Source organism: Roseovarius dicentrarchi, from assembly GCF_003316635.1.
Lineage (GTDB): Bacteria > Pseudomonadota > Alphaproteobacteria > Rhodobacterales > Rhodobacteraceae > Roseovarius > Roseovarius dicentrarchi.
On record NZ_QNQP01000005.1, the window covers coordinates 65,974 to 79,762 of the forward strand.

Genomic DNA, 13,789 nt, shown 5'->3' on the forward strand with positions numbered 1-13,789 from the left:
CTGTCCACGGTTTTTGTGGATAAGTCTGCGGGTAACTTCGCGGCATCTGCAATTTCCCCTTATTCGATTGAGGCTTCGCCGATCTGCCTATTTTTTAGGCACATGACCAAGCCATTGCATTTAAAGGGTAATATTTATGCCGCACTGCAATATGTTGATATCGCTACAGGATTCAGATGGTGCGGAGAGCAAACCTTAACGCAGTGCAAAACTTTGGCCGGGCGCGGTGCGCGCAGGCGTCATTCCACGCCCAGAACATCCGGCGTCTGCCAGCACAGATGCTGCCCGCCATCCACACACAAAAGCTGCCCCGTCACCGCTGGCGCGTTGAGGAAATACGCCAGCGCGCCAGTGATATCGTCGGTATTTGCGCCCCGCTCAAGGATCGTGGCAGCCCGCTGCGCGGCGAAATGCCCCTCGCTCTGGCGGGTGGCGCGCAGGGTCGGTCCGGGGCCGATGCCGTTGACGCGCACACGCGGCGCAAGCGCCTGGGCCGCGGTCCGGGTGAATGCCCACAGGCCCATCTTGGCCAGCGTATAGGTCATGAATTCCGGCGTCAGTTTGCGCACGCGCTGGTCAATCATGTTCACAACCAGGCCCTGGGCGACAGGCTCGCCTTGCGCGTCCATCACCGGGTCGGGCACCTGCTGCGCCAGCGCCTGCGTCAGCACGAAAGGCGCGCGAAGGTTGGATTCAAAATGCCGGTCCCAGCTGTTTCGCGTCGCACTTTCCAGCGTATCATGGTCAAAGATCGAGGCAGAATTCACCAATACCGTCACCGGCCCTCCCAGCGCGGACGCAGCCGCCGGGATCAGTGGCGTGACCTCCGCCTCATTCAGCAGATCCGCCTGCAACGCAACGGCGCTGCGTCCCAGATTGCGAATTTCGGCGACCACCTCTTTCGCGCCCTCATCCGAGCTGTGATAGTGAACCGCCACGTCATGGCCCTGCTTTGCCAGTTCCAGCGCCATTGCACGTCCCAGCCGATGGCCCGCACCTGTTACCAATGCTCGTCCCATATGCGCCTCCTGCGTGCGGGTCAGATCAATACGTAAGTGACATAGCCCAGATAGGCCCCGGTCAAGAGCATGCCCCAGACCCGGCCAATATCAACCTTGAAAAATACGAACGGCACCAAAATCAACGATGCGGCCAGCATGACCCACAGATCGAACGTCAGAAAACCGGGATCGACCGGGATCGGCCCAACCAGAGAGGCAACGCCGATAATGCCCAGAAGATTAAACATGTTGGACCCGATGACATTGCCCAAGGCAACATCCGCCTGCTTGCGCAGCGCCGCCATGACGGTGGTCGCCAGTTCAGGCAGGGAGGTTCCCAGCGCAACCAAGGTCAGGCCGATCACACTGTCGCTGACGCCGTATTGTGCGGCGATGATCGACGCATTGTCGATCAGAATGTCGGCACCCAGCGGCAGGCCGACCAGCCCCAGCACCAGAAAAACAATGATCTGCCACCACGGCATGTTCGGGTCTGCGCCCTCGATGTCGTCGGCGGGATTTGCACGTTCGGCCCGGCGGTGTCGTTGCGCATCCCGCGCCAGTATTCCCATGACCAGCGCCAGCCCTGCCAGCAATACCAGCCCGGACCAGAATGTGAACACACCCGCAAAGGCGAGGGCGATGAACAAGACGCTGGACAACAGCATGATAACATAGGTTTTTCGCGTGTCACAGCAACTGGTGCGAATAACCGACAGCATCGCCGGTATGCCCAGCACCAGCAGCACATTCGCGGTGTTGGACCCCACCACGTTGCCCAGCGCCAGCCCCGGCTTGTCCAGCAGGATTGCATTGACCGAAATCAGCAATTCAGGCGCCGAGGTGCCGAAGGCCACAACCGTCAGGCTGACGATCAGCGCCGGAATGCCGATGCGCAGGCTGAGGTTCACCGCCCCCTTGACCAGCGCGTCACCCGCCAGCAGCAAGATTACCAGCCCAAGCGCAGCAAGCAACCAGACGACCATCTATTTCAATCCCTTCTGGCAGGAGCATGGCCCCTTGCCGATCTTGAATTTACCGCAGTGTTTGCATTTGGCGGCCGCCAGCCGTTTTTGCCCCGGAAACCGGTAGCGCCCGAACATGGCCAACACGGCCATCGCGGCCAGAAAAAGAACGACGATCTTGACAATCACAGGGTCACAACCCGAACCGCGCATAATGCGCCCGCGCCTCGACCGCCTGCATGGCGTCCTCGGCCATGGTGGCGCCGAAACGCGACAGCAGGCCCTTTTTGGGGCCGTAGCGGATCAGCCGGACATCCTTGCCATAAAGCTGCTGAAGCTTTGGCATCATATGCGCCTCGCCATCCACCAGCCCCAGCTTGACCGCGCGGCGGCCCAGCCAGAATTCGCCAGTAAACAGCGCCGGATTTTCAGCCAGCTTCGCACCGCGCCGTTCCTTTACATAGGCGATGAAACCGCTGTGCATGTCCTCAAGGATATGCTTCAGCCGTGCCACGTCCTCGTCCTTCTGCGGAAGGAATGGATCCAGCGTCGATTTCGATTTGCCCGACGTATGAACCCGCCGCTCGATCCCCTGACGGGCCAGAAAAACCGGCAGGCCAAAGCCCGCCGAAATCACCCCGATCGACCCGATGATCGACCCGAAATCGACCCAGATATCATCCGCCGACGCGGCCAGCCAATAGCCGCCCGACGCGGCGACATCCTCGACAAAGGCATGGACCGGTACACCCTTGTCATCCGCCAGTCGCCGGATGCGCGAGGCGATCAGCGACGATTGCACAGGCGAGCCGCCGGGCGAATTGATCAGCAGGGCAACCGCGCTTGGCTTGCCGCGGCTGAATGCCTTGTCCAGAATTGGCGCCAGCGCCTCGTCATTCAGGGCCATGCGGCCGGTGCCGATCGTCCCGCTCAGCCGGACGACCGCAACGCGCGGGTCGTTTTTGGTAAACGGCAGGCGGGATTTGAAAGCGGACCATTTCATCATGTGTGCGATGTATATTCCCGAACCCTGCGAAACAAGGCGCGGCGGCACTTGTTGCGGATTTAACCGGCGTTTGCGTCACGGGATGTCAGGATTTGATCTTGTACCCCGTTTTGAAGATCCACCAGACCACGCCCAGGCAGAGGCCGGTGAACGCGGCAATCGCCAGCAGCGACCAGCCCACGCCGACATCGGCCATGCCAAAGAATGACCAGCGAAAGCCTGACACCAGATAGACGACCGGATTGAACAGCGCCACCGTTTGCCAGCTTTCGGGTAGCATCGAGATGGAATAAAACGCCCCGCCCAAAAAGATCAGCGGCGTGATCACCAGCAGCGGAATCAGCTGTAATTGCTGGAAGTTTTCCGCCCAGATGCCGATGATAAAGCCAAACAGGCTGAAACTGATGCAGGTCAGCAGCAAAAAGGCCAGCATCGCCCATGGATGCATGATCTGAATATCCACAAAGAACCCTGCCGTCACCAAAATCACGATCCCGATCAGCAGCGATTTTGTCGCTGCCGCCCCGACATAGCCCAGGACGATTTCCAAAAAGTTTACAGGCGCCGATAGCAGTTCAAAAATCGTGCCGATGAATTTCGGAAAATAAATGCCGAATGACGCGTTGCTGATGGCCTGTGTCATCACGCTGAGCATGATCAGGCCCGGCACGATGAACGCGCCGTAACTGACGCCCTCCACCTCGTCGATGCGGCTGCCGATGGCAGCGCCGAACACCACGAAATAGAGCGAGGTAGAGATGACAGGCGACAGCAGGCTTTCCATAAGGGTGCGGAAAAACCGCTTCATTTCATAGACGTATATCGCCCATACCGCTGGCAGGTTCATTCCGCGCCCTCCTTGATCAGTCCGACGAAAATTTCCTCAAGGCTGCTTTGCGTGGTCTGGATATCGCGCAGCGCCAGCCCCTCGGCGGCCAGTGTCTGCAAAAGGCGGGTGATGCCCGTCCGCTCGCCCCCGGCCTCGTAGGTGTAGCTGAGCGCGTGGCCATCCGCCGAGAGCGTGACATCAAACGCGGCCAGCGCAGGCGGCACAGCTGCCAAAGGCGCCATCAGGTCGATGCGCAGCGTTTTCTGCCCCATGCGCGCCATCAGATCGGCCTTGGGTTCGACCAGCAGGATCCGGCCCTTGTTGATGACGGCGATACGGTCGGCGATCGCCTCGGCCTCTTCGATATAATGGGTGGTCAGGATGATGGTGACGCCGGATTTGCGCAGGTCTTCGACCACTTGCCACATGTCGCGGCGCAGTTCCACGTCGACGCCGGCGGTCGGCTCGTCCAGAAACAGAACGCGCGGCTCGTGGCACAGCGCCTTGGCGATCAAGACGCGGCGCTTCATCCCGCCCGACAGCTCGCGGATGCGCGCAGTGCGTTTGTCCCACAGGCTAAGCTGGCGCAGGATCTTCTCGATCAGCGCCTCGTCGCGCTTCTTGCCGAACAGGCCGCGCGAAAAGCGGACCGTGTTGATGACCTTCTCGAACGGCTCCAGCGCGATTTCCTGCGGGACCAGCCCGATCATCGCGCGCGCCTTGCGAAAGCCGGCCACCACGTCATGGCCGCCCACCGTGGCGCGCCCGCTGCTGGGCGTGACGATGCCGCACAGCGCCGAAATCAGCGTGGTCTTGCCCGCGCCGTTGGGTCCAAGCAGCGCGATAATCTCGCCCTCTTCGATCTGGAGCGACACATCGGTCAGCGCGGCATGCCCACCGGCATAGACCTTGCCCATATTCATCACGTCGACGATCGCCGTCATGCGTTGGCCTCCTGCCATTCCTGCCCGGCGGAACCTAACGCAATCGGACGTGGTGGCAATCGGGGAATCCTTGCGCAGGCGCCCGGCGGCGTTATCGTACGGCTGGGCAACCTGAGGTATCTGGCGTGAGCGATCCAATCATCATCATCGGCGCGGGCGCAGCCGGTATCGGTGCCGCGCTGGAATGTGCGGCACGCGGCGCGCCCTATCTGGTGCTGGAGGCATCAGACCGCATTGGCGGGCGCGCCTACACCGCTGCGTCAGGGCTGCCGGGTGCCTGGGATCACGGCTGTCACTGGCTTCACTGCGCGGACGTCAATCCGCTGGTCGCGTGGGCGGACCAGCTGGGCGCAACCTACCGGACGGCGGAGGTGGCCAACCCCTACCAGATCTGGACAGACGGCGCATTTGTGGGTGCAAGCGATGTGCACGCCTATGACGCCGCCGTCACCGCCGCCTTCGATGCGGTCGAGCGGTCGGGCCGCGACGTGCCGATCCCCGAGGTTCTGCCCGATGCCGGACGCTGGACGCCCGCCGTGCGGCAAATCCTTGCGCTTATGGCGGGCGAGGACGCGGCGCGCGTCTCTGCCGCGGGGTATGCCGATTACGCCGATACCGGCCAGAACTGGCCGGTTTTGTCGGGCTATGGCGCGTTTATCGGGGCAATGGCAGCGGGATTGAGCATTCGCACCGGCATAACGGTGCGCGCGATCACCCAGCGCAGCAATGGTGCAACCGTGATCACCGATCAGGGCGCGCTGAACGCATCGGGCGTCATCGTCACCGTGTCCACCGGCGTGCTGGCCAGCGGCGCCATCGGATTTGGCCCCGGCCCGGCCGCTGATCTGGTGGCAAAGATTGGCGATATCCCCTGCGGCGCTTATGAGAAAGTCGCCTTCGCGATGGACGTGCTGCCCCCCGAACTGCACGGCACGCGGTTTTTGTCCATTCAGCAGGCGGGCGCCGATCTGGCCACCAGTTTTCAGATCATTCCGGGCGCCGCGCCGATGATGCTGTGCCATGTCGCAGGCGATACCGCGCGCGCATTGACAGCCGCCGGACCTGCGGCGCTGACGGATTACGCCCAAGGCGCGCTGGTGCAGGCATTCGGCGCCGGGATTTCCGAGCGGATTGTCGGCACGGCGACGACAGGCTGGACCGAAAATCCGCTGATCCTTGGCTCTTATTCGCAGGCGCGGCCCGGCGCGGCGCAACTCAGGCGCGATCTGATAGCCGCAGATACCGGGTGCGTTGCCTTCGCGGGCGAGGCATTTTCGCTGCACTGGCAGTCAACCGCGCATGGTGCGTATCAAAGCGGACGGGACGTTGCGGCGCGTATGACGCCGCTTAGCTGATCAGCTTTTTCAGCCAGCTTTTCTTCTCGGCCTCGGGTTCGGGATCATCCTCTTGCGGCCCCTCTATCACCTCTTCGAGGCGGGTAAAGAACTGATCGGCCATCTTCTTGGCAAAGCCGTCAACGATCCGGCTGCCCAGCTGGGCCAGCTTGCCGCCCACTTTGGCCTCTACGTCGTAGCTAAGCGTTGTGACACCATCCGCCTCGTCCAGCCGCACATCGGCGGCCCCCTTGGCAAAACCGGCCGCGCCGCCCTTGCCCTCCCCTGTCAGGGTCAGGCTGGCGCCCTCGACCACGTTGCTGACGGTCACCGTGCCGCGAAACGTTGCCTTGACCGGTCCTACCTTTTGGGTGACGACCGCCTCGAACCCGTCGCCGGAATTACCCGTCACCTCGCTGGCGCCCGGCACGCATTCCTTCAGCACATCGGGGTTCAGCAATGCCGCCCAGACGGTGGCCTTGTCCGCTGCAATCTCTCGCGTGTCGCTCATCTGCATTGGGCGCCCCCCTCCGGCATTTCCGATCAGGTTAGCGCAAGGTTTTCGTTACGCCAAGACGGCAAAACGCAGCTTGGCGCGCCCCGCTTCGGGCGCGGCCAGTTCAGTAATCTTTTTCAAAAAACACGCCAAGGCCGCTGTTGCCCCCCGCGCCAAAGCTTCCCTTGGCCTTGAGCCGCTTGTTGATCTGCAAGTTCAGGTTGATCTGGGTCTCCCCTTCGGAGTCAACTTCGACCTCGGAATAAATGTTCTCTGACAGATACTTGCCCGCCTTCACCTCGGTATTGCCCTCCGCGCCGGTGGTCACATCCAGATTGTCCAGCCCGACACCCTGGCGCAGTTTTCCAACCACGCCGCCACCGCCCTTGCCGGCAAGCGTCGCGACTGCCGAGGCAAGCTGAATCGCCTGAAACGCGGAAATCTGGCTCAGGTCGCGGCCAAAGATCAGTTGCGAGACAACCTGATCCTCCGGCAAATCCGGCTGGGAGGAGAAGGTGATTTCCGGCTCGGTCGCGGGGCCATCAATGCCGATGATGATCTGCACATCGCCGCTGGTGGTCTGAGCCACCAGATGCAGGTACGGCACGAAACTTCCCTGCATTTGCAAATAACCCTCGGTCAGGTCCAGACGCTTGCCCAGAATATCCAGCCGACCGCGCAGCAGATTGAACCGCCCTTCGGGAATGACCTGCGCCGTATTGCCCCGCAGCCGCAGCGCACCGCCCAGTTCGGCGTCCAGCCCCCTGCCGCGCACGAAAATCCGCGCCGGTGCATTCACCGTCACGTCCAGTCCGAAAACCGGGCCGCTCGCCTCGGTGCCCGGACCGCCATTGCCGCCGCCGTTCAGCATATCCGCAAAGGCGCGCGTGCGCCGCACGGCGGCAGGTTCGTTGATATGCTCAAGACCGGGCAGATTGGCGCCAGCCGTGATCGCGCCGCTGGGCACCTGTATGCTGACCTTGCCCAGATTGATGGTGCCGGCAATATTTGCCCCGCCCGTCAGCGGGCCATTCAGCGTGATGCGGCCATTGGCCTTGGTCGTGTAAAGGCCCGGATCGGTGATGCCCACGCCCTGAAGATCGGCCGCCAGATCCGCCTGATACCCGCCCGACAGGCCAATCCGGCCATTCACGGCCAACCGGCCACCGGTGGAAACGCCGGCGCTGGCATCGATCTGCGCCGCACCGCCGGTCAGGCGCACATTGGCGTTGATGCCCTGAAGCGCCAGCTTCAGCTTGGGCAGGGCCAGTCCGGCGCCGCTGGTCGTGATCGTCCCCGTCACCGAGGACACCGCGGGCGGGCCGTTCACCGCAAGGTCGAAATTGGCAATACCCGACAGGCTGCGCGGGCTGATGGCAAAGTTCGCAAGCGCCAGCGGCACCTTGCCCCGCGCCTGCAAATTCAGGTTGCGGTCATTTCCGATGCGGCCCGTAATCTTGGCGGTGATCCCCGCCGGACCGGTCGCATCCGTGTCGATGACATAGCCCGATCCGTCGCCGCGCACCGTCCCCTTGATCGTGCCGGGGCCGGAGATACCCGGTGCCAGCAGTGCCACGTTGGACACGCGCGCATCAATCCGCGCGGTCGAATTGCCGCCCGTTCCCAGCGTGCCGGACACATCCGCCGTGACCTGCGGCGTTCTGAGCGCCGCACTGTCGATTACCAATGTCCCGTCCGCATCGCGCGCCACCTCGGCGTTCAGCGTCGATCGGCCGCGCAGCAGGCTGTCCACCTGCGCGATGCCGATGGCGATATTGTTGCCGGTCACATCAACGCTGGCCCGCGCCGCGCCGTTTGCTGCAAGGAACCCGTTCGCCGTGGCATCAATCTGCGGCGTGTTCAGCCGCCCGGCGCGCAGGGTAATGCCGCCATCCGCACTGCGCAGCGCCTCGACATGGGCGCTGGATTTGCCGCGCAGCAGGCGGTCGACCTGCGCAATCCCGATGCTCAGGTCATCGCCCGCCAGATCGACGGTTGCCGTGCCTGCGCCGTCGGAGGCATAGAACCCTTGCGCCGTCGCGTCCAGTTGCGGCGTGGTGATGATCCCCTTGCTGAGTGTCAGCGCACCATCGGCGCTGCGCTCTGCGTCGATGCGCAGGCTGGAGGCGCCGCGCAAAATGCGGTCTGCCGCCTCAATACCAATGGCCAGATCCTGGCCGTTCATCTGCAATTCGGCCTGGCCGCTCAGATCGGCGGCATTCCCGCGTGCATCAATCACCACGCTGGCCGCACCGCCCAGATCGCGGCCCGCCAGTGCGGAGTAGCGCGAAAAATCGGTAGCGACGATGCTGGCACGCCCGTCGAAAAGGCCCGGCTTGCCGCCCACCACATCAATCGTGCCATTGGCCGTCATCACCGCCTCGCCGGGGCCGGAGGCGCCCGCGCTGATGGTCCAGACGTCGCCCGCCTGATCGGCATCCAGACGCAGCGTTGCAGGCCCGCTCAGGCCGGGCGCGATCACGGCGGTGTCCACCAGTTTCAGCATCAGATCGGCGGTCGAGCCGGCAGATTTCCACGCGGCACTGGCGTCCAGATCGACATTTGCCGATGTCACGCGCGCGGTGTCCAGAAACGTGCCGTCCTTGCCGCGCCGTGCGTCCAGCCGCAGCTGGGTGCGGCCTGTCAGCAGTGGGTCGAGCCGGGGCTGGCCAACGGCCAGATCCTGCGCCGTGCCGCTGACAGATACCTCGATCTCGCCGTCCATCGGCGTTGTGACCACATCAATCTGCACGTCCGTCGCGCCTTGCAGATCGGCGCCTGCCAGCCCGGCGAACCGCCCCAGATCAGCCGCCTTGACCGCGACAGAAGCGGACAGTCGCGGCGCCATCGGCTTGGACAGGCCCGCGATTTCGGCGCTGCCTTCCACGCTGAAATCCTGCCCGTTGACCGACAGCGACGACAGCCGGAAGGGCGTTCCTTGGGTCCAGTCGAACACGATATCGCCATTCAGCGCATCGCCCAACGCCGCCTTCAGGTCCGGATCGGTCAGCGCAAGGCCCGTCGCGGCCAGATCCAGCGCGCCATCAACGCGCCCCGGCGCGGCGCCTTCGCCCTTTGCCAGCGTGCCGCCGCCCGATATCTGCGCCGCGTCCAGCGTCAGATCATCGCGCACCAGCCCGGTCGCATCCAGCGTCAGGCGCCATTCATCGCCGGTTTCATGGTCGAAACGCAGCTTCAGGTCCGCGCCATCGAGCGTCGTCTTTGGCCCGCTCAGCGGCAACAGCACCGCATCGCCATTCGCGCTGGCCAAACGCCCGGTCAGATCGAAACTGCGCGGCCAGTTATCCGCGCCCAGTTGCAAAGTGCCGTCCAGCGTCAGCGCCGCGGATTTCAGCGACAGCACGTCAATCCCCAACCCGCCATCCGCCGGCTTGGACCCGCGCACCGTCAGCGCAATTTCGCGGCCGAAAAAGGCGCGATATTCCGGCGCGAATACCGGCGCGATATCGCCACCGATATCGACGGAAAATTGCAACGGCGTCGGCGCATCCGGCGCCGCAGGGTCCGGCGCAGGCGATTGCACGGCGACAGTGCCGCCAATGCGCTGCTCCCCATCGGTTTCCAAAGCGATTTCGGCGGTGAAATCCTCCAGCGGATCATCGCCCAGCACCGTCAGTTTCAGCGGCGGCGCGCCGGGTATCCCCATCAGCCTGGACGCCAGACCGCCCGCATCTTCGGTCACGGTCAGGTCAACGCCCAGCTGGTGATCGGCGTTGGAATATCGCACGTCCAGCGCCACCTTGTCGCTGGACCGGTCCAGCCGCGTCACGTCCAGCTTGGCGTTGCCCACACCATCGTCCAGTTGCAGCGATCCGGCCAGCGACAGGCTGACCTCCTCGCCCAGCAAGGGGGCGCCCAGCACGATCCTGTTGGCTGCAACCTCCTCGACGTTGATCGCAACGGGCAGATCGGGCAGGGAAAATCCGGTTGCCTCCGCATCGGGAATGTCGACACTTTGTTGTGGTTTTGGAAAACGCGGCACCAGAATTTCGCCCGCCGACAGCTTGGTCACCTCCAGGCGGCCGCGTAGCAGCGCAAGGCGGCTCCAGTTCAGGGTGACATCCTTCAGCGTCAGCCAGATCCCGTCCTCATCGGCAATGGTCAACAATTCCAGCGTCGCCTCGCTGGACAGCGCCCCGGCAAAGCCTTCGATCCGCACCGCGCGGCCTTCGGTGGACAGGTTGTCCTCGATAAAGCCTTGCAGCAATCCGCGATCATCCTGCGCGGCGGCGGCCAGCGGAAGAACCGCCATCAGCAGCATCAGCGCGACCTGTTTCAGCTTCGCGGTCATCAAGTGTGTCACTGGTTGAATCCTCAAAACGCTTGCCCGATGCCAATGTAGATCTGCACGCCATCATCGGTGCTGCCCAATACCGGCATGCCCACATCCAGACGGATCGGCCCGATCCCGGTGGCGTACCGAATTCCGAGTCCCGCGCCACTGTGCCAGCGCCCGCTGTCGTCATAAATGCTCTCGGAGCCGACATAGCCCACGTCGAAGAACGCAACCGGGTCAAAGTTGCCCGCCAGATCGACGCGCATTTCCGCCGACGCCCCGACAAAGCTGCGCCCGCCGGTGATTCCCGTGCCCTGCGGCACGCCAAGCGATTGATAGGGCTGGCCGCGCACGGTGTCGCCACCGCCGGAATAGAACAGAAATTCCTGCGGCGTATCGGCCAGACTGGCGCCCAGAATACTGCCAAATTGCAGCCGCCCGGCCAGCGTGAACATGCCGCCCTCGTCCAGCTGATAATATGTGCGGCCATCCAGATACACGCGCCCGCCCGAATCCTGACCATTGAGCGAGGCAAATGGCATCACCTCGGCCTGCGCATAGACTCCATAGGCGGGGTCCAGAATATCATCCCGGCTGTCATAGGTTGCCTTCAACGGCAGCAGCAGATGGAAAAACTCGCGGCTGCCCAGGCTATCCTGTTCGTCCGAGTATCGCAGCGCCAGACCCGCCTCCAGCGTCAGCTGCTCCGTGACGATCCGGCTAAAGCCAAAGCCGAGCGTGACCTGATCTGACAGATAGTTCGGCTCGTCCTCGCGGGCGACCTTGCCGAAGATGAACAGCGTTGTGTCTGCGCCAAACGTGGCCGGCCGTTCGTACCGGCCACCCACCTCGTAGTCGATGCCGCCGTCAATGCCGCCTGTCTGGCTGCCGATCCCGCCGATTGCCGCGTCAAAACGCAGCCGCTCGGCCCCGCCAAACAGGTTGCGATGCAGCCAGAACGCGGACACGCCCGCGCCTTCGTTGCTGCTGACCTCGGCGCCGAAACCAAAACGGCGCGGCTTTTCATCGGCGATGTTCATTTCGATGTCCATGACATCGCCCGCGCGCAACTCGTCCGCCTCGATCAGGGACACGGATTTGAACGCACCGGTGCGGCGCAGCCGCTTGGCCGATTTCTCCAGCTCGTCGGGGGAAAACCGCTCGCCCGTCGGCAGGCCCGCGATCTGTTGCAGACGCCCGGGGTGCACGGCGCTTTGGGTGGTCTGCTTCAACTCGCCAAAGCGCACGACGGGGCCGGGACGCAGCGCCAGTTCGGCGGCCAGCGTGGATGTTTTATGATCTGCAATGATGGACTGATCGGCCAGCTCCGCCTTGGCACGGCCAACCTCGCGCCACCCTGCGATGCCTGCGTCTACCGCGCTGCCCACGACAGGCGCGCGCGCCCGCTTGCCGGGGGCAAATTCTTCGGGCAGCTCGGTGTCGGGCGCGACCGGCGCGATGCGCGCGGTTCCGAATGTGAACGGGGGACCAGGATTGACGCGGATCGCCACCTCGTTCACGCCGTTGACGTTGGCGAAAGGTGACAGCAGACCAGCCTCGCGGCCATCAACCAATATGTTGATGACACCGCTGTAATACCCCTGTTCGTAGAGAACGGTCAGCAACTTGGCGTAATCGGCGTTCGCCGCCGCGATGATGTCCTGCGCGCCAGTGCGCCCATCCTCGCGCGCCGCAACGACCAGCGATGCCACCTTGAACGCAGCAATCAGATCCTTGTTGCCGCCAACAACCTCGAACCGCACAGTGTCCAGCGCCGCAGCGCCGGAGGCAGCGATTGAAAACAGGGCAATGGCCATCGATTTCGGCAGATGCGACACATCTGGTAAAAACTTCACGCGCGCATCCTTCTTCGTATCCGGGCACAGTGCAGCCAAACCACCGGTTGCGGTTTGGGCGTTTCAGCAGCACATCGTAGCTTACTACGTCTTCAGCCTCCAGCAAGTTCCTAAGAATGTCGCATTCTCAACTTGCCGTGACCCGAAATGTGGCAAATGCAGCGCGGATACGGCGCCGCTAGTCCAGAGCGCGGCCTTCGCTGATCAGCAGGATCGGAATACCGTCGCGGATCGGAAAGGCCAGATTTGCCGACCGGCTGATCAACTCCTGCGCGGCTGCGTCATAGTCCAGCCGCTGATGCGTCTGCGGGCAAATCAGCGCCTCCAGCATCCGCCGGTCAAATTGCGCGCTGCCTTGTGCGTCCGTCATTGCAATGGTCCTTCGCTATTGTCGCCGCCGCGTATGGAGAATTCGATCAGCGTCATCAATGTCTCGCGCCGCGTGCTCAGCGACGGGGCCTCCAGCAGGGCCTGCTTGTCCTCCGGCTCGAACCCCAGAAGCATCGACAGGGAATTTATCAACAGCTCGTCATCGGCCTCTTTCAGGCTGTCCCAGTCTGTCTGCAAATCCTGACTGTCGAAATACTGCGCCAAGGTGGTCAGGAACGCGGTGCGGTTGAATCGCGCGTCCTCTTCCTCCGGGCCGCGATCCCGCTCGAACCCGGACCATGACACGCGCGCGCGCCTGTAGGGGGTCAGCCCCTCGACCTCCTCGATCACGCGAAAACGCGACACACCGGCCAGCGTTATCATGTAGCGGCCATCTTCCGTTTCGGAAAACTGGGTGACGCGCCCGGCGCAGCCAATGGTCTGAAGCCCATGGCCAGACCGTCCCGGCACCTTGTTGGGCTGCACCATGCCAATCAGTCGGTTCGGCGTCTTCAGCGCGTCATCCAGCATGGCCAGATAGCGCGGCTCGAACAGGTGCAGCGGCATTCGGGCGCGCGGCAGCAGCAGCGCGCCCGTCAGCGGAAATATCGGGATCAGATCGGGAAACTCGGGTTTGTTCGTCATGCACTGGTATCTAGTCCTGCCACGCGGGCCGGCAACTGCAACCGGGT

The 13,789-nt window shown here is 63.3% G+C and carries 12 protein-coding genes; 1 reads left to right on the forward strand and 11 read right to left on the reverse strand.

Translation table 11 applies throughout. The annotated features are described in order from the left end of the window. Window positions 1–239: 239 nt before the first annotated feature. The 6 genes from DQ230_RS05020 to DQ230_RS05045 form a co-directional block, all read right to left on the reverse strand. Window positions 240–1,043 (reverse strand): SDR family oxidoreductase, encoded by an 804-nt coding sequence (locus DQ230_RS05020; protein ID WP_275263521.1) that lies wholly within the window; start codon window positions 1,041–1,043, stop codon window positions 240–242. Further along, complete coding sequence (locus tag DQ230_RS05025; RefSeq protein WP_113911412.1) at window positions 1,040–1,987, reverse strand: calcium/sodium antiporter; 948 nt, start codon at window positions 1,985–1,987, stop codon at window positions 1,040–1,042. Before DQ230_RS05025 ends, DQ230_RS05020 begins: the two co-directional genes overlap by 4 nt. Beyond that, window positions 1,988–2,155 carry a hypothetical protein gene (locus DQ230_RS05030; protein ID WP_238987429.1) on the reverse strand — a complete coding sequence of 56 codons (168 nt, stop codon included), beginning with the start codon at window positions 2,153–2,155 and terminating at the stop codon, window positions 1,988–1,990. A gap of 4 nt (window positions 2,156–2,159) precedes the next feature. After that, the gene (locus DQ230_RS05035) at window positions 2,160–2,972 is read right to left on the reverse strand and encodes a S49 family peptidase (protein WP_238987430.1); all 813 of its coding nucleotides are present in this window, start codon (window positions 2,970–2,972) and stop codon (window positions 2,160–2,162) included. 85 nt (window positions 2,973–3,057) lie between these two features. Further along, entirely contained in the window at window positions 3,058–3,819 is a 762-nt protein-coding gene (locus DQ230_RS05040) for an ABC transporter permease (protein ID WP_113911414.1), read from the reverse strand. Beyond that, window positions 3,816–4,745: an ABC transporter ATP-binding protein gene (locus DQ230_RS05045; RefSeq protein ID WP_113911415.1), complete on the reverse strand. Its 930-nt coding sequence runs from the start codon at window positions 4,743–4,745 to the stop codon at window positions 3,816–3,818. The genes DQ230_RS05040 and DQ230_RS05045 overlap by 4 nt, the downstream gene beginning before the upstream one ends. Window positions 4,746–4,870: 125 nt before the next feature. Here DQ230_RS05045 and DQ230_RS05050 point away from each other — a divergent pair, with 125 nt between their 5' ends. Continuing rightward, complete coding sequence (locus DQ230_RS05050; RefSeq protein WP_113911416.1) at window positions 4,871–6,100, forward strand: flavin monoamine oxidase family protein; 1,230 nt, start codon at window positions 4,871–4,873, stop codon at window positions 6,098–6,100. On the opposite strand, the gene DQ230_RS05055 is transcribed toward DQ230_RS05050, so the two are convergent. The 5 genes from DQ230_RS05055 to DQ230_RS05075 all read right to left on the reverse strand — a co-directional run bounded on the left by DQ230_RS05055 (window position 6,093) and on the right by DQ230_RS05075 (window position 13,742). After that, entirely contained in the window at window positions 6,093–6,596 is a 504-nt protein-coding gene (locus DQ230_RS05055) for an SRPBCC family protein (protein ID WP_113911417.1), read from the reverse strand. The genes DQ230_RS05050 and DQ230_RS05055 overlap by 8 nt on opposite strands. Before the next feature lie 103 nt (window positions 6,597–6,699). Next, window positions 6,700–10,899, reverse strand: coding sequence for a translocation/assembly module TamB domain-containing protein (locus DQ230_RS05060; RefSeq protein WP_203227998.1), 4,200 nt, complete (start codon window positions 10,897–10,899; stop codon window positions 6,700–6,702). Between the two features lie 11 nt (window positions 10,900–10,910). After that, window positions 10,911–12,728: an autotransporter assembly complex protein TamA gene (locus DQ230_RS05065; RefSeq protein ID WP_238987431.1), complete on the reverse strand. Its 1,818-nt coding sequence runs from the start codon at window positions 12,726–12,728 to the stop codon at window positions 10,911–10,913. A gap of 178 nt (window positions 12,729–12,906) precedes the next feature. Then, window positions 12,907–13,098 carry a Trm112 family protein gene (locus DQ230_RS05070; RefSeq protein WP_113911419.1) on the reverse strand — a complete coding sequence of 64 codons (192 nt, stop codon included), beginning with the start codon at window positions 13,096–13,098 and terminating at the stop codon, window positions 12,907–12,909. Continuing rightward, window positions 13,095–13,742 carry an LON peptidase substrate-binding domain-containing protein gene (locus DQ230_RS05075; protein WP_113911420.1) on the reverse strand — a complete coding sequence of 216 codons (648 nt, stop codon included), beginning with the start codon at window positions 13,740–13,742 and terminating at the stop codon, window positions 13,095–13,097. The genes DQ230_RS05070 and DQ230_RS05075 overlap by 4 nt, the downstream gene beginning before the upstream one ends. Window positions 13,743–13,789: the final 47 nt, after the last annotated feature.